The 16,964-nt window shown below is 67.1% G+C and carries 9 protein-coding genes; 8 read left to right on the top strand and 1 reads right to left on the bottom strand.

Features of this window, described 5'->3' with window-relative positions; genetic code table 11:
• Positions 1 to 47: 47 nt before the first annotated feature.
• Entirely contained in the window at positions 48 to 3,050 is a 3,003-nt protein-coding gene (locus AC1VV3_RS21920) for a TonB-dependent receptor (RefSeq protein ID WP_482962490.1), read from the bottom strand.
• Positions 3,051 to 3,324: 274 nt separating this feature from the next.
• Here AC1VV3_RS21920 and AC1VV3_RS21925 point away from each other — a divergent pair, with 274 nt between their 5' ends.
• From AC1VV3_RS21925 to AC1VV3_RS21960, 8 genes are all read left to right on the top strand, one after another.
• Positions 3,325 to 4,557, top strand: coding sequence for a rhamnogalacturonan acetylesterase (locus AC1VV3_RS21925; RefSeq protein WP_482962491.1), 1,233 nt, complete (start codon positions 3,325 to 3,327; stop codon positions 4,555 to 4,557).
• Between the two features lie 139 nt (positions 4,558 to 4,696).
• Positions 4,697 to 4,990: an L-rhamnose mutarotase gene (locus AC1VV3_RS21930; protein ID WP_132267612.1), complete on the top strand. Its 294-nt coding sequence runs from the start codon at positions 4,697 to 4,699 to the stop codon at positions 4,988 to 4,990.
• Positions 4,991 to 4,994: 4 nt separating this feature from the next.
• Entirely contained in the window at positions 4,995 to 8,009 is a 3,015-nt protein-coding gene (locus tag AC1VV3_RS21935) for a glycoside hydrolase family 35 protein (RefSeq protein WP_482962492.1), read from the top strand.
• The gene (locus AC1VV3_RS21940; protein WP_482962493.1) at positions 8,006 to 9,226 is read left to right on the top strand and encodes a glycosyl hydrolase 53 family protein; all 1,221 of its coding nucleotides are present in this window, start codon (positions 8,006 to 8,008) and stop codon (positions 9,224 to 9,226) included. The genes AC1VV3_RS21935 and AC1VV3_RS21940 overlap by 4 nt, the downstream gene beginning before the upstream one ends.
• Before the next feature lie 44 nt (positions 9,227 to 9,270).
• Entirely contained in the window at positions 9,271 to 10,386 is a 1,116-nt protein-coding gene (gene bglB, locus AC1VV3_RS21945; RefSeq protein ID WP_134093377.1) for a beta-galactosidase BglB, read from the top strand.
• 2 nt (positions 10,387 to 10,388) lie between these two features.
• Positions 10,389 to 12,881, top strand: coding sequence for a glycosyl hydrolase 115 family protein (locus tag AC1VV3_RS21950; protein WP_482962494.1), 2,493 nt, complete (start codon positions 10,389 to 10,391; stop codon positions 12,879 to 12,881).
• 52 nt (positions 12,882 to 12,933) lie between these two features.
• A complete protein-coding gene (locus tag AC1VV3_RS21955) occupies positions 12,934 to 14,508 on the top strand; it encodes an MFS transporter (RefSeq protein ID WP_482962495.1) in 1,575 nt (524 codons plus the stop codon).
• Complete coding sequence (locus AC1VV3_RS21960; protein ID WP_482962496.1) at positions 14,495 to 16,963, top strand: beta-galactosidase; 2,469 nt, start codon at positions 14,495 to 14,497, stop codon at positions 16,961 to 16,963. Before AC1VV3_RS21955 ends, AC1VV3_RS21960 begins: the two co-directional genes overlap by 14 nt.
• Position 16,964 lies beyond the last annotated feature (1 nt).

The following is a 16,964-nucleotide window of genomic DNA, read 5'->3' on the forward strand; positions in this document are numbered from 1 at the left end:
GGAGCCGATAGTTCCGGCGTGGGAGGGCCCCGCCGTATTCTTCAAGATCAGAACTTCACGTTGACGCCTGCCGAGATCGTGCGACCCACGCGGGTCTGGAACAGCGTGTCCTGGCGCTGGCTGTCGGTGTAGAGGCTGTTCTGCTCGTCGGTGAGGTTGGTGCCCTCGACGATCAGCTTGATCGCATCCGAGATGTTGTACGAGGCCGAGGCATCGACATAGGTGGTCGCGCGGTTGCCCACCAGGTCGCTGCCGGGCGAGGCGGGGATGCCGCGGATGAACGGTCCGCGATAATTGATCGTGCCGCGGATCGAGAACTTGTCGTTCTCCCAGAACAGCGTGCCTGAAGCCGTGTCCTTGGACAGGCCGACCAGATCGTCCTTCACGGTAACGGTGCAGACGCCGCCCGAGCTGGAGAGGCAGTAATTGATCTTCGACATGACGTGCGTGTAGTTCGCCAGCACGCCGAAGTGGCTGATGAAGCCCGACGCGAAGTTGAACGGGATCTGCGCGTTCAGCTCGATCCCCTTGAGCGGGCCGCCCGGCGTATTGGTAGGCGTGGCGATGTTGAACAGCTCGTCCGGGGTGGTGTTGCTGCCGGTCAGCAGTTCGTTCGGCAGGCCCAGCGAGCTGAACGGAACCAGCGCGTTCACGCTCTGCACGTAAGTCTTGATGTCCTTGTAGAAGAACGCTGCCGACAGCAGCGAGCCGGGACGGAAGTACCATTCCACCGCCGCATCGAACGTGTTGGCGCGGATCGGTTCGAGCAGGGGATTGCCCAGCGACCCCGAGCGCGTGGTCGCATTGATAGCCACGGTCGGCACCAGCTGCGTAAGCGCCGGGCGCGAGAGGACCTTGGCGGCGGAAAGGCGCACGAGCAGGTTCTGCACCGGCTCGATCACGAGGTTGGCGGAAGGCAGCCAGTCGTCATAGCTGCGCGCAACGGCGCGGTACTGGCCGCTGAGGCCGGTGGGCGAAGTGGGGTCGGACAAGTTGATGAAGCCCGAGGAACGCTGCCAGGTATGGATGTAGCGCAGGCCCACATCGCCGCGCAGGCCGAAGCCCACCGCATCGCTGAAGTCGAACGTGCCCATCATGAAGGCGCTGCTCTGTTCTTCCTTCACGCCCGGATTGGTCTCGCCGCAGCCGGTGCAGGTGCGGGCGTCGAAGAGGTTGTAGGTATCGGCCAGCTTCTGCCAGTCCAGGCTGGCCCAGCTCGACGGTGCGCCGTGGCCCCAGAGGCTGTCCACGCCGGTGATCTGCGTCGTCAGGTCAGCCAGTGAGGTCCCGGCCGGCAAGGCCTGAACCAGCGTATCGGCGGTGTAATAAGTGGTGAAGCGCTGCTGGAACTCGCTGGAGCGGAACTGGCCGCCGAAGTGCAGCTTGAACGCATCGGAGAACTCGTAATGCGCGTTGACTTCGCCCAGCGTACCCTTGGTGGTGTTGCTGGCCGGCTTGCCCTGGAGGCTGAAGCCGCCGGTGACGACGCCGGCGCCCGGCGTCGGGCCGTAGAGGAAGTTGGACGGATCGGACACGTCGAAACCGAAGCCCAGCACGGGCGTCTGCCCGCCGCCGGTATAGTCGATCGCGAAGTTGTCGGTATCCAGCGCATCCATGAAGTACTGCATGCGGACCTTGTCTTTCCACACGGACTCGTTGAGGCCGAACTTGGCGTCAACGGTCAACCGGTCGTTGAACCGGTGCATGAAATTGAGGTTCGCCTGCTTGAACGTGGTCGAATACTTCGAGTGCAGCCCTTCCGAGCGCACGTCCACGCCGTCCAGCAGGGCATATTCCACCGAGCCGAGGTCGGAAAGCTGCACGTCCTTCAGCGACATCATCGGATAGCCCTGGTTCGATGCCGAGCGGCCGAACGAAATCGCCTCGATGTAGTTGTCGTCACGGGTCACGTTGAAGCGTGAGTAGAGCAGGTCCAGCGAGATGTCGGTATCGTCGTCGGGCTTGTACTGCAGGGTCAGCGTGCCGCCGATGCGTTCCTGCGTCTGCTCGGAATTCAGGTAGCGCGGGATGCGCGGGAAGAAGGCGCCGCTACCGGGGGTGTTCGGCATGTCGTCTCGGCGGGCGTCGTAGACGGTCTGGTAGGCCGCAGCGTCGCTGGTGCGCGGGTTGCCGGTGGAGCAATTGGTGGCGCTGGCGCCGGACGCGGCGCTGTTGCCGGGGTTCTGCGGGGTGAAGCCGAGCGGCGAGCAGAACATGCCGTTCTGGTTGGCCGAAAGGATGTCCACCGCCGAATAGCCCACTTCGCGCGTGTGGCGCTTCTGATAGGCGAGCGAGCCGAGCACGCCGAAGCCGCTGTCTCCGAACTGCTTGGACACGAGCACCGACGCGCGCGGATCAACTTTCTTCGACAGTTCGTTCCAGACGCCGCGTCCCGTGGCGGAGAGCACGAAGTCCTTCGCCTGGTCCATCGGCTTGGGCGCGCTGAGGTCCACCGTGGCGCCCAGCGAGCCTTCCTCGACATCCGCCGAGGGCGTCTTGCGCACGGTCAGCGCCGAGAAGATTTCGGTCGGGAAAACGTTGAAGTCGAAGCTGCGGCCATTGTTGCCGGCCCCGTAGATGTCCGAGCCGCCGGTCTGCGCGGCGGCTTCCATGCCGTTGATGCGCACGCGGGTGAAGTCGGCGCCGAGGCCGCGGACCGAGATGTTCTTGCCTTCGCCGCCGTCACCGCGCTGAAGCGCCACGCCGGGGATGCGCTGCATCGATTCCGCCAGGTTGGAATCGGGGAACTTGCCCAGATCCTCGGCCTTGATGGTGTCGATCGCCGCCGTTTCCATGCGCTTGTCGGCCAGGGCCGCGTTCAGCGAGGCCCGGAAGCCGGTGACGATGATCTCGGAAGGGCTGGGCGTGTTGCCGGCGGCGGCCGACTGGGCGCCGGTCGCTGCGGCGCTCTGCGCGTCGTCCTGCACGGCGGCATCGGATGCGCCGTCCTGCGCGGCGGCCATGTGCGGCGCGGCGAAGAGGAAGGCGGCCACCAGGGCCGGAGCCGAGGCGCGGCTGCGCATGACGGATTTCGAGAAAGCCCTTCTCATTTCCTCACTCCCAAATCTTGTTCTTGCTTCGAACATTGCCCACTATGTGGGATTGAGTTACACAATATATGACATTTTCGCTCAGTTCCAGTCAAAATCGCTTCCCACCGGTTCCTCATCCGTAATTCCACGCATGGAAGCACCGCTTCGTCGTGAGTGAAGTGACCGGGAGTGATTGACTCTGATCGTTCCCGATATATGCCCTTGCGAACCGTCATGTGGGATAACGCGCCGGAACGAATCTGGCCAGAGACCAAAGAGAGGATCATCCGAAATGTCCCTGAGTTCGGCTCTCGCCCTGGCCCTGGCCGCCGGCACTTCCGCCCCGCCGCCCGCGATCGACATCGACCTGGCCGGCAAGACCCCCGCGCAGATGCCCGACTACCGCCCGGGCCAGGCCGAAGTCGGCCGGAGCGGCATCGAACGCCGCGATGCTTCGGGCGGGTTCCTCTATTCGGTGGCGCTGCCCCAGGGCACTTACCGCGTGACGCTGACCCTGGGAGACCGGCGCAGCGCGGGGCTCACCACGGTGAAGGCCGAAAGCCGCCGCCTGTTCCTGCGCGACGTCGCCACCCGGCGCGGACAGACGGTGACGCGCAGCTTCCTGGTCGACGTGCGCGACGCCCGCCTGCCCGCCCAGCCCGCAGGCGCGCCGCGCTTCGGCCAGTCCGTGCTGCTGGACGAGCGCGACCTTGCCAGCTTCAGCTGGGACGACAAGCTGACGTTCGAATTCCTCGGCCAGCCGCGCGTCTCCGCCATCCATATCGAGCCCGCCGACGCCCCGCGCCTGTTCCTGGCCGGCGATTCGACCGTGGCTGACCAGTATACCGAGCCTTTCACCAGTTGGGGCCAGATGCTGCCCGCGATGCTGGACGATCGCATTGCCGTGGCCAACCACGCCAAGTCCGGCGCGACGCTGAAATCCTTCATCGCCCAGCTCCGCTTTTCCAAGGTGCTCACGCAGGTCCGCAAGGGCGACTGGCTGTTCATCCAGTTCGGCCACAACGACCAGAAGGCCGAATGGCCGATGACCTACCTCGATCCCGAGCTGACTTATCCCGCCTACTTGCGCAGCTATATCGCCGAGGCCCGCCGGCGCGGCGTCCATCCGGTGCTGGTCACTTCGCCCGAGCGCCGCAATTTCGACGAGGCGGGAAAGATCAAGGACACGCTGGGCGCCTATGCCGCCGCCGTGCGCAAGGTGGCGGCCGAGGAGAACGTGCCGCTGATCGACCTCAACCGCGACAGCATCGCCATCATGCAGGCCCTGGGGCCAGAAGTATCGCCCCGCGCCTTTGCCGAGAACGGCAAGGACAGGACTCATAACGACAACTACGGCGCCTGGCTGTTCGCCGCGGCCATCGCCCGTCAGGTGCGCGAAAAAATCCCCGAACTGGCGTCCCACGTCCTGCTGAAGGACTTCGATCCCGCCCATCCGCCGCTGCCCGAGGATCTGCCGATCGCACCCAGCATCGCGCAGGAGGAAAACAAGCCGGAGGGAAGCTGACCCGGCATTCGCCGCCAGAATGGCAATTGACGGACGCCTGTGGACGAGTTACCAAATATCGGTATTGGTATCCACATAATGGAACTGATGGGAGAGTGATGTGCCGGATACTGGGACGGGGTCGATCCACGCTTTCAGGATGCAGTTGAAGCCCGGCACGGTCGAGGAATATCGCCGCCGTCACGACGCGATCTGGCCAGAACTCTCCGCCCTGCTGACCGAGGCCGGCATCCGCGACTATTCGATCTTCCTCGACGAGGATAGCCTGTCGCTCTTCGCCGTCCTGCGCGTGACGCCGGACAACAGCCGCGAAACCCTGCCCGACCATCCGGTGATGCGCCGCTGGTGGGACTACATGGCGCCGCTGATGGAAGTGGAACCGGGCAACCGTCCGGTCGAATGGCCGCTCCCCCTGCTGTTCCACATGGATTGAGCTCATGAAGCGCGCGTTCCTCACCGCTCTGCTGCTTACGGCCCTGCCGCTTCCTGCATTTGCGCAAGAGGCGAAGCCCACGGCCGATCTTTCCGCGCCGGTCCAGACGTTCGGCCGCGTCTCCTTCGATGCGCGCTCGCTGATGATCGACGGCAAGCGCCAGGTGATCTGGTCGGGCGAATTCCATCCCTTCCGCCTGCCCAGCCCGGACCTCTGGCGCGACGTGCTGCAGAAGATGAAGGCCAGCGGGTTCAACACCGTCGCGCTCTATTTCGACTGGGGCTACCACTCGCCGAAACAGGGCGTCTACGACTTCAGCGGCATCCGCGATCTCGACCGGCTGCTGACCATGGCGGAGGAGGAAGGCCTGCTGGTCATGACCCGCGCCGGGCCTTACGTGAACGCGGAAGTGTCGCGCGGCGGATTTCCGGGCTGGCTGGTCAACCAGAAGGGCCGCGCCCGCACCGACGATCCCGAATACATGGCCGCCGCCGATGAATGGCTGACGCAGATCAACGCCATCATCGCGCGCCACCAGATCAACGGCGACGGCAAGGGCCACAAGGGCTCCGTCATCCTCCACCAGATCGAGAACGAACTGGCGCTGACCACCCCGGCCCAGCGCCGCTACATGGATCATATCTACGCCAAGGCCCGCGCCGACGGCATCACCGTGCCGATCTTCCACAACGACCAGGGCCGCAACGGCTACTGGGTGCCGGAAGGTTCTTCCGTCGACAAAGTCGTCCACGGCCCCAACGACATGTACGCCTTCGACGGCTATCCCGGCGGCACTTGCACCGTGGAAGGCAAGCCGACCCGCAGCGTGGCCGCGCCGGACTGGGGCTTCTACGGAACCGGCGGCGCGAAAGGCGGCGCTTCCGCTTCACCGAAGACGCCCGGCTTCCTGGCGGAATTCGGCGGCGGCTGGTTCGATTACTGGGGCTCCAACGGCAGCTACGAGTGCAACGCGGTCCAGCGCGGCAAGCGGTTCCAGCGGGTGTTCTACGGCACCAACCTGGCCAACGGCATCGGCATCCAGAGCTTCTACATGGTCTATGGCGGCACCAGCTGGGGCTGGCTGCCCGCCCCGGTGGTGTTCACCAGCTACGACTACGGCGCGGCCATTTCCGAAGCGCGAGAGCTTCGCGAAAAGGCGCTGGAGATGAAGCAGCTGGGCGGTCTGATCGCCTCCGTACCCGACCTTGCGGGCATGATCCCGGCGGGCACGCCCGAGATCTCCTCACCCAACATCCAGGTCTATCACAACAAGAGCCCGGAAACCGACGCGCGCTTCCTGATGGTGACGCACAAGCCGTCGAACGGCCAGACCGACGACAGCTTCACCGTGACCGCCGCGCTGCCCGATGGCCGCTATACCTTCCCGATGCGGCTCAACGGCTTCGACGCCAAGTGGCTGGTCGCGGGCGTCAGTCTGGGCGGGCAGCGGCTGGTCTATTCGACCTCCGAACTGCAATCGGCGTCCAAGGCCGGAAACGCCGACCTGCTGCTGCTCTACGGCCGCGCGGGCGAGGCTGGCGAGACCGTGCTGCGCTATGCCTCGGCCCCGAAAGTCGAGGTTGTGGAAGGCGCCGCGGCCACCGCTTTCGATGCCGCAAAGGGCGACCTTAAAGTCACTTACACCCACACCGGCCGCACTGTCCTGCGGGTGACCGGCGGCGGACGCGGCGACCTTGTGCTGATCCTTGCCGACGAGGCTGAAGGCAGTCGCTATACCCGCGCCGACACCGCGAGCGGTCCCGTTCTGGTGCGCGGTCCGCAGCTCGTCCGTCACGCTTCGCTGAGGTCCGGCGCACTCACGCTGACCGGCGACACCGACGCAGCGGGTGCCATCGAAATCTGGGCGCCCGGTGCGCTGCGCTCGCTCTCGTGGAACGGCGCGCGTATCGCCGCCAAGCCTTCCGCCATCGGCAGCCTTGCCTCCACCGCCCCCCTGCCCGGCCCCGCGCCGGTAGTGCTTCCCGCGCTCACCGGCTGGCGCATGGCCAAGGGCTCGCCCGAGGCCGATCCGCAGTTCGACGACAGCGCATGGCAAGCGGTCGGCGGCAACCGTCCCAACGCCAGCATAACCCAGCGCCCCGACGGCCAGCCGAACCTCGCCATGGACGCCTATGGCTTCCATGAAGGCGACGTCTGGTATCGCGGCCGCTTCGAGGGCAATCCCGGCGCGAAAACCGTCTCGCTGTTCTACGGCGCGGGCGGATCGGGCCTCGTGCAGGCATGGCTCGACGGCAAGTTCATCGGCCAGGCCGAGACCCCCAGCGGCCTCCCCCGCCCGATCACCACCGGCACCGTCACGCTGGACCTTCCGCCCGAAGCGCAAGCGGACGGCGGCCACGTCCTCTCGGTCATGGTGCGCAACAACGGCCATAACTGGGACCTCGACGCCGACGACTTCCACAAGGAAGCGCGCGGGCTGATTTCCGCCTCGATCTCGCAGCCCGGCGGGCGCAGCTTTGCCGTGCCGATCGCGTGGAAGATCCAGGGCAAGCGCGGCGGCGAGGATCTGGCCGATCCCGTGCGCGGCCCTGCCAACAACGGCGGCCTCTATGGCGAGCGCATGGGCTGGCACCTGCCTGCCTTCGACGACCGCCAGTGGACCGCCGCCCAGGTCCCCGCGAGTAGCGCCACACCCGGCACGACATGGCTGCGCACCGCCTTCGACCTTGCCGTGCCCAAGGGACAGGACGCCACGATCGGGCTTGCCTTCGGAGACCCCGAAAGCCCGCGCTCGGCCGCGAAATACCGCGTGCTGATCTTCGTCAACGGCTGGAACATGGGTCAGTTCATCGCCCATGTCGGCCCGCAGCGCGTGTTCCCGATCCCCGAGGGAATCCTCAACCACCACGGCACCAACCACGTCGCCCTCGCCGTTACCAGCGACGGTGCGCCCGGCGATGCGCTGGAGGCGGTCAAGCTCGTCACCCTCCGCAACGTTCGCGGCGGCGTGCCGGTGCAGATGGTCCCCGCGCCGACGCGCCCGGATCAGTTGAAATGACCGGCGCCGCACTCACTCGCCGCCAGCTGGGCGTTGCAGGCGCAGGCGCGCTCTGCCTTGCCGCCCTGCCGGGCGCGGTGCGTGCTGCGCCCAAAAAAGGCGCGCGCCCGTGGCCCTACCTGATCGGCGCGGACGTCTCCTGGATTCCCGAGGACGAAGCCGCAGGCGCCACCTATTACGAGGACGGCCAGCAAAAGGACGTGCTCGCGATCTTCCGCGATGCCGGGTTCAACGCGATCAAGCTGCGCCTCTTCGTCGATCCCGCAAAGGGCTATTCGAAAGACAAGCCCGGCGGCCCGTGGTGCGACCTGCCGCGCACCATTGCGTTCGCGCAGCGGATCAAGGCGGCGGGTCTTCACCTCTCGCTGACCCTCCACTATTCCGACACCTGGGCCGACCCGCAACATCAGGACAAGCCCGCTGCATGGGCCGACTTGCCCTTCCCCAAGCTGGTAGACGCCGTCCACCGCCATACCGACGAGACATTCGCGGCGATGAAAGCGGCTGGCGTCGCGCCCGATCTGGCGATCCTCGGCAACGAAACGACCTTCGGCATGCTCTGGCCCGACGGCCGCGTGCCTCTGACCATTCCCACCGGCAACCCGGTGACCGACCAAGTGCACATGAACGTGCCCGGCGCGGGCGGCTACGACAAGTTCGCGCTGCTGCTCAAGGCCGGGATCGCCGCCACCCGCGCTCAGCTTCCCGGAACGCCGATCGCGCTGCATAACCACCTTGGCCGCCACTGGCCGATCGTCCAGCACTGGACCGACAGCCTGATCGCGCGCGGCGTCGATTTCGATGCGCTGGGCTTCTCCTGCTACCAGCAGGCAGCGCAAGGCGACTGGGAGCGGACTTTCACCGAATTCGGCCGCCGCTATCCGGACAAGGGCTTCTTCGCGATCGAGTATTCGTCGCGCAAGCGCTACCTGAACGACCTGGTCCATGCCCATCCGAACGGCTGGGGCAGCTTCATCTGGGAACCGACCCGCCATCAGGAAGCGATCTTCCAGAAGGACGGCAAGAACGCCGGCGAAGGCCCGCGCCCCGACTTGCTCTCGCAAGGCCTGAACGCGGCGGAAGCGCCCGGCGCCACGCCCGCATTGGCATCCGACATGCCGAAACAACCCGAAAACCATGGCGGCCGGTACGACACCGATCCCGCCTTCCTGCAACTCTACCGCTGGATGGCGCGCGATTACGGAGTCCTGAAATGACCCATCTCGCCCCCCGCCGCAGCATCGCCCACAGGAGAACTTGAGTGGCCGCCCTAACCCATGACATCCCCCGCCAGCAGGTCACCGCGGCGATCGACCTGCTCATGCACAACCTCGTCAACATCAAGGACGAAACCGGCGAATTCCTGCTCCGCCTCGAAGACGGCCGGGTGATCGACACCAAGGGCTGGGCCGGCTGGGAATGGACCCACGGCGTCGGCCTGTTCGGCATGTGGCGCTATTTCGAGCAGACCGGCGACGAGAAGGCGCTGGAGATCATCCGCCAGTGGTTCGAGGACCGCTTCGCGGAAGGCACGCCCACCAAGAACATCAACACGGTGGCCCCCTTCATCACGCTGGCCTACCTCTACGAACTGGACGGCGATCCCAGCTACATCCCCTATCTCGATACCTGGGCCGAATGGCTGATGGCGCCCGACGGCCTGCCCAAGACCGAGGAAGGCGGCTTCCAGCACATCGTGTACAACGACGAGAACCCCGGCGAACTCTGGGACGACACGCTGATGATGAGCGTGCTGCCGCTGGCCAAGATCGGCCTGCTGCTGGACCGCCCGCAGTATATCGAAGAAGCCAAGCGCCAGTTCCTGGTCCATATCAAGTATCTGGCCGACAAGAAGACCGGCCTGTGGTTCCACGGCTGGGACTTCACCGGCCGCCACAACTTCGCCGAAGCGCTCTGGGCGCGCGGCAACTGCTGGGTGACGATCGCGATCCCGGAGATCATCGAACTGCTCGATCTCGAACCGGGCGATGCCTTTCGCATGTTCCTGATCGACACGCTGGCCGCACAGGTCCGCACGCTTGCCGCCACGCAGGACGCGGAAACCGGCCTGTGGCACACGCTGATCGACGATCCCACCAGCTACCTTGAGGCCTCGGCCACGGCAGGCTTCGCCTATGGCATCCTGAAGGCGGTGCGCAAGGGCTACCTGCCGCGCGAATACGAGGCGGTGGGCATCAAGGCGGTGCGCGGCGTGCTCGCCAATATCGACGATGCCGGAGAGCTTCAGCAAGTCAGCTTCGGCACCGCGATGGGCGACACGCTGCAGTTCTACAAGGACATCGCGCTCACCTCGATGCCCTATGGCCAGAGCCTTGCCATCTGCGCACTGGCCGAGTTCCTGCGGACCTACATCTGACGATGCGCGGGGCGGCCTTTCTTGCGGTGGCGGCGGGGCTGGCCCTCGCCCATCCGGCGCAGGCGGCCGCTCCGGAGTTCGTGCATTTCACGCCCGCGCGCGGCGACTTCGCGCTGGCGCAGGACGGACATGTCGCCCAAGTCGTGACCTCGGCCGGGGACCACGAACTGGTCCGCATCGCCGCTGAGGATTTGCGCGGAGACCTGGCCACCGTGACCGGCGCGAACGCCGCTTCGGACGTGCAGGTCTGGATCGGCACGCTGGGGCGCAATCCCGCGATCGACCGGCTTGTGGCGGCGGGCCGGGTCGATGCCGCGAAGCTGCGCGGGGCCTGGGAAAGCTTCCTGATCGTGCCGGTTTCCAACCCCGCACCCGGCGTGAAGCAGGCATTGGTGATCGTGGGCAGCGACCGGCGCGGCACCGCCTACGGCGCCTACGAGATCTCCCGCGCGATCGGCGTCTCGCCCTGGCACTGGTGGGCGGATGTGCCACCCCAGCATCACGGCAGCCTCTACGTCTCCGCCAAGGCCCGGCGCTTCGGCCCGCCTTCGGTGCAGTATCGCGGCATCTTCATCAATGACGAGGACTGGGGCCTCGTTCCCTGGGCCGAGGGCGCCGAACCCGATGAACCCGCTCCCGGCCCGAAGACATATGCCAAAGTCTTCGACCTGCTGCTGCGGCTACGGGCCAACACGCTCTGGCCCGCCATGCACAAGGCCAGCCGCGCCTTCAACGCCGATCCCGCCAATGCCGCCCTGGCCGAGCGCTACGGCGTGATCATGGGCACCAGTCATGCCGAACCGATGCTGCGCAACAACGTGGGCGAATGGACCGGCAAGGCGGAAGACTTCAACTACCTGACGAACCGCGATGCCATGCGCGACTACTGGCGCGCGCGGGTGAAGAGCAACGCCGCCGACGAGACGATCTGGACCCTTGGCCTGCGCGGCATCCATGACAGCGGCATGATCGGCCCCACGACGGACCCGGAGCGCCGCGCGGTGCTGGAGCAGGTCTTCACCGACCAGCGCGAACTCCTGCGCGAGGCGGGGATTTCCGGCGCCCCGCAAGTCTTCACGCCCTACAAGGAAGTCCTCGACATCTACCGGGCCGGGCTGAAAGTGCCGGACGATGTCACCCTGATGTGGACGGACGACAACTTCGGCTACATCCGCCATCTCCCCGATGCCGCCGAGCGGGCGCGGAGCGGCGGCAACGGCGTCTACTACCACCTCTCCTACCTCGGCGCGCCGCTCTCCTATCTCTGGCTCTCGACCACGCCGCCTGCGCTGATCCGCGAGGAAATGGGACGCGCGTGGGACAACGGCGCGCGCAAGATGTGGATCGTCAATGTCGGGGACATCAAGCCAGCCGAACTGGGCGTCGACTACTTCCTCAGCCTTGCATGGGACATCGAGAGGACAAGAACCCAGCCTGTCGAGACATGGATGGGACATTGGCTCGCAGACATCCTCGGAACCGGACAGGGACGCGGCGCGGAAGCGGGCACGGACCCGCAGGCCGCCGCCGTCATGAGTGACTACTACCGCCTCAACTTCGCGCGCCGGCCCGAGCATCTGCAATGGTATCTGCCGGGGCAGAAACCCCATGCCAGCCCGCTGACCACGGCCGAGGCCGACGCCCGGCTCGCCGGTTTCGCGGCGATGGAGCAGCGCCTTGCCGCCCTGCGCCGGCAGGTCCCGGCCGAGCGCGCCGATGCCTTCTTCGAACTTGTGGACTACCCGGTATCGGCATCCGCCGCCGCCAACCGCCGCTTCTTCGCCGCCGAGGCCCACGACGCGCTGCGTGATACCGCCCCCGCCGAAAGCTGGCGCCGCGCCCGCATCGCCGCCGAGGCCGACGCGGCGCTGACGGCCCTGACGCGCCGCTACAACCGCGACACCGCGGGCGGCAAATGGCGCGGGATCATGAATGTCGAGCCCGCGGATGGGCAGTGGCGCAGCTTTCGGCAGACCCCGCCGGTTGTGCCCGCGTTCGCTGCCTTGCCGGATATCGCAGCCCCGGCGCCGGAGCCGGAGCCGGAGCCGCGATCCGCGCTTCCCCTGCTCCGGCCCGAACAGTTCACGCGCCGCCCCTCCCCGAACGGCTCAGCCTGGCGGCTGGTGGAAGGCCTCGGCCGGTACGGTGCGTTGCTCGGCGCCGGTGCGGCGTCCGCCTCCGCGCAGGCCGCGATCACCCTGCCGGCGGGTCGCTGGCAGGCCGTGGTCGATCTGCTGCCTGCCTATCCCTCCGACAATGGCGAGGCGCTGCGCCTGACCATCCGCATCGACGGCAAGCCGCAGGTCCTCGAAATCCCGCGCCGCACCGGTGACCGCGACTGGGCCGATGCCGTGCTCGACAACCGCATTTCCCTGCCGCTTTCCGCTCTTCTGGAAGCCGGCCAGCACAAGGTAACGATTGAATCCGGCGATCCCGCCGTGATGATCGAAGCCGTTCGCTTCATGCCTGCTGACAAGTCCATTACTCCGACATAATAACAGACCCAATCGTTCCGCCCACGAAGGCGGGCCAGACAAGAACAATACGGTGAAGGATCCTGTAGTGCCCCAAAGCCAGTCCGTGGCCGCGCGTCCGGTGCGCCTGAGAAACTACCTTGCCTATGGCTCCAACGACGTGCTCGGGGCCGGGTCGATGGCGGTGATCTCGGGCTGGGTGCTGATCTTCTACACCCAGTTCTGCGGGCTTTCGGCCGGTCAGGCGGCGACGATCTTCGCGGTGGCGCGGGTGCTGGACGCCTTCGCCTCGCCGATGATCGGCTATATTTCCGACCACTTCGGCACGACCGCGCTGGGCCGCCGGTTCGGGCGGCGGCGCTTCTTCATCCTGGCCGCCATTCCCCTGCTGCCCAGTTTCGCGCTGATGTGGCTGCCGGGGCAGAGCTTCTGGTACTACCTCGTCAGCTACGTGCTGTTCGAACTGGTCTATGCGATGGAGATCATCCCGTTCGAGACGCTCGCCGCCGAGATGTCGAGCGACTATCGCACCAAGGCCAAGTTCGCGGGCTTCCGCATCCTGTTCGGCCAGGCCGCGGCGATCCTGGCGGGCTTCCTGCCGCTCTGGCTGATCGAGGCGCTGGGCCGCGACAGCGCGGACACCTTCTTCTACATGGGCCTGATCTTCGCCGCGCTGTTCATGGTGACGGCGGCCATGCTCTACCTGTTCAGCTGGGAGCGTCACGGGCCCGGAGGCGTGCCGCTGCCCCCCGAGCAACGCAATTCCGCCGGCCCGCTGGAGGCGCTGAAGGCGCTTTACCGCAACTTGTTCTCGACCATGCGGATCCGCGCCTTCCGCCTGCACTTGGGCATGTACCTGGGCGGCTATATCAGCCAGGACGTGTTCAACGCGGCCTTCACGTTCTTCGTGATCTTCGCGCTGGCGGGGACCACGGCGGTCGCCTCCGGGCTGCTGGGCACGATGTACATCGTGCAGTTCGTGGCCGTCATCATCGCCATCAACATGGCCCTGCGCGCCTCGCCCAGCCGTGCCTACCAGATCGCCGCCGCCAGCTTCGCGGCGGGCGCCCTGACGCTGATCGGGCTCTGGTCCATGGGCATCACGGCCACCAGCGCCATGATCTGGCTGCCCATCGCGCTGGCAGGCCTGGGCCGCGGCGCGCTCAACTACATTCCCTGGGCGACCTACAACTACATGGCCGACGTGGACGAGATCGTCACCGGCCGCCGCCGCGAGGGCGCTTTCGCGGGCGTCATGACCTTCGTGCGCAAGGCCACGCAGGCGGCGGCCGTAGCCGGCGTGGGCTTCGTGATGCAGGCGGGCGGCTTCGTTTCCGGCGCGGCGCAGCAATCGTACGGCGCCATCCTCACGATCGCGCTGCTGCTGGGGCTGGGGACCGTGGCCATGCTGGTATTCGGCGTGATCGTCTCGCTGCGCTTCCGCCTTTCCCCCGCGACTCATGCCGTGCTGATGCGCGAGATCGAGCATCTGCGCAGCGGTGCCCGCACCCCGACCAGCCCCGAGGCGCAGGCGGTGGTGGAGGACCTCTCCGGCTGGCGCTACGATCAGCTCTGGGGCCGCAACCCGCTCGTCGAGCAGGACAGTGCGAACGGCGATCTGGGCAAGCCCGTCAATGCCGGGCATTGACCGCCGCGGCCTGCTTCGGGCCGGCAGCGCAGCCGCCCTCGCCGCGGCCCTGCCCGTCCGAAGCCTTGCCGACGCCGCGCAGGCCGCGCCTCTGGAACTCGACGCTTCCCGCCCCGGTCGCCCGCTGAAATCCGGCCATTTGCGCATGGGCACGGGCGAGGGGCCGGGTGGCACACTGGGCATCGACAACCTCACCCTCACCCGCGACGGCAAGCCGTGGCTGCCGATCATGGGCGAATTTCACTTCACCCGCTTCCCGGCCGAATACTGGGACGAGGAACTGGCGAAGATGAAGGCCGCCGGGATCGGGGTGATCGCCAGCTACGTGATCTGGAACCATATCGAACTGGAGCCGAGCCGCCTCGACTGGACCGGCACCCGCGACTTGCGGCGCTTCGTCACGCTCTGCGCGCGCCACGGGCTGCTGTTCTTCCTGCGCCCCGGTCCCTGGTGCCATGCCGAAGTGCGCTTCGGCGGTATACCCGACTGGGTCGTCTCCGCCACGCACCCGCGCTCCAACGATCCTGCCTACATGACCGAAGTCTCCCGCTTCTGGCGCGCGATGGCCGGGCAGATCGACGGCCTGCTGTGGAAGCAGGGCGGGCCGGTGATCGGCATGCAGGTGGAGAACGAATACAACCTCTCCGGCCCCGGCCAGGGCCGTGCCCATATCGCGGCGCTGAAAGGACTGGCGCGCGAAATCGGGATCGACGTGCCGCTCTACACCGTCACCGGCTGGGACCGCACGGTCTATCCCAGGGGCGAGGTGGTGCCCGTTCATGGCGGCTATCCGGATGAGCCGTGGTCCGCCAGCACGGAACGCCTGCCGCCCAAGGAAAACTACCTCTTCCGCTTCGACAGCCGCGTGAGCGGAGACCTGGGCGCGCAGACCCGGGCCAAGGGCCGCGGCGATGCCGACGACGACATGGAAGACACGCCTTTCCTCGGCGCCGAATATGGCGCCGGGGTGCCGGTCATGTACCGCCGCCGCCCGCTGATCGCCCCGGCCGACATCGCGGCGGCAGTGCTGACGCAATTGGGCTCGGGCGTGAACCTGCTCGGCTACTACATGTTCCATGGCGGCTCCAACCCGCTCGCCCATGGCCGCGCGCTGGAGGAAACGCAGCGTTCTGGCGGCTACAACGACGTGCCGGTGATCGGTTACGACTTCCAGGCGCCGATCGGGCAATACGGCCTGCCCGGCCCCGCCCATGCCGCCCTGCGCCCGCTCCACTACCTGATCGACAGCCACGGCGCCGCACTTTCGCCCATGCAGGTCCATGCCCCGGCCGTGCAGCCGCGCGACAAGGCAGACCTCGCCACCTTGCGCTGGTCAGTGCGCAGCGCGGGCGGCAGCGGCTTCCTCTTCGTCAACATCCACGTCCGCCAATATCCGACGCCGGGCCATCCCGGCACCCAGTTCACCGTGCGCCTCCCCGGCGGCCCGGTGACGCTGCCCTCCGCGCCGGTCACGATCCCGAGCGGCGCCAGCTTCGCCTGGCCCATCGGCCTCGACCTCGACGGCCTGCGCCTCGCCTGGGCCACCGCGCAGCCGGTGACGCGGCTGGAGGACGGTGAAGGCCCGATCCATGTCCTGGCCGCGACGATTGCCGACGATGTGGAACTCGCCATCGATGGCGCGAGCCTCCAGAGACCGCCGGCGGGCTTCCGCCGCGACGGTGCGGGGCGCTGGATCGGGCAGGTCCGGGCCGGACCGGAACGCCTGCTGCGCTTCGTCACCGCGCAAGGGGCGGCAGTGCGGCTGCTGGTGCTCGATCGCGCCTCGGCCGGGCAGACATGGGTAGGCGCATTCGGTGGTAAACGACGGCTCATCCTGACGGACGCCGACGTGATGTTCGCGGGCGGCGAGCTGGAACTGCGTCAGCGCGGCAACCGGGACTTCGCTTTCGCCATGATCCCCCCGGAGCCCGGGATGACAGCGGACGCCGCCCTGACCCGGCACGGCGGCCACCATGCCGCGCGCGTTCCCGGCCCCCTCGCGGCATCCGTCGAGGCCCGGCAGATCCGCCCGGCGGGCGAAGCGCCGGCGCCCGTGATCGGCGGCCCGGCGAAGACGGTGCTCCAACCGCTGCCGGAAACCTGGAAAGCCGCCGCGACATGGGAATTCACGCTCTCACCCGCGCTGCTGCCCGAAGGCGGAGACGCCTTCCTGGAGATCGCCTGCAAGGGCGACATCCTGCGCCTGCACGATGGCATGGACTTGCTGGACGACACTTTCTGGGACGGCCAGCTATGGCGCATCGGCCTCAAGCGCTTTGCCGGGCGGCTCGGACGGCCCTGGCGCCTCTCGATCATGCCGCTGCGCGTCGATGCGCCGATCTACCTGGACGACAAGGCGCGGGCCGCGCTGCCCGCTGCCGGGCAGGTCGCGACACTGGATTGGCTGCGCGTGGTGCCGGAGCACCGCCTAAGGGTGCGGCCGCCCCGGCCATGAC

The organism is Novosphingobium sp. BL-S-34 (assembly GCF_056857015.1).

Bases quoted from the DNA above. Each gene is read 5' to 3' on its own strand.
- AC1VV3_RS21935 (WP_482962492.1), top strand. From the start codon at position 4,995: ATGAAGCGCGCGTTCCTCACCGCTCTGCTGCTTACGGCCCTGCCGCTT.
- AC1VV3_RS21920 (WP_482962490.1), bottom strand. From the start codon at position 3,050: ATGAGAAGGGCTTTCTCGAAATCCGTCATGCGCAGCCGCGCCTCGGCT.
- AC1VV3_RS21940 (WP_482962493.1), top strand. From the start codon at position 8,006: ATGACCGGCGCCGCACTCACTCGCCGCCAGCTGGGCGTTGCAGGCGCA.
- AC1VV3_RS21930 (WP_132267612.1), top strand. From the start codon at position 4,697: ATGCAGTTGAAGCCCGGCACGGTCGAGGAATATCGCCGCCGTCACGAC.
- AC1VV3_RS21960 (WP_482962496.1), top strand. From the start codon at position 14,495: ATGCCGGGCATTGACCGCCGCGGCCTGCTTCGGGCCGGCAGCGCAGCC.
- AC1VV3_RS21950 (WP_482962494.1), top strand. From the start codon at position 10,389: ATGCGCGGGGCGGCCTTTCTTGCGGTGGCGGCGGGGCTGGCCCTCGCC.
- AC1VV3_RS21925 (WP_482962491.1), top strand. From the start codon at position 3,325: ATGTCCCTGAGTTCGGCTCTCGCCCTGGCCCTGGCCGCCGGCACTTCC.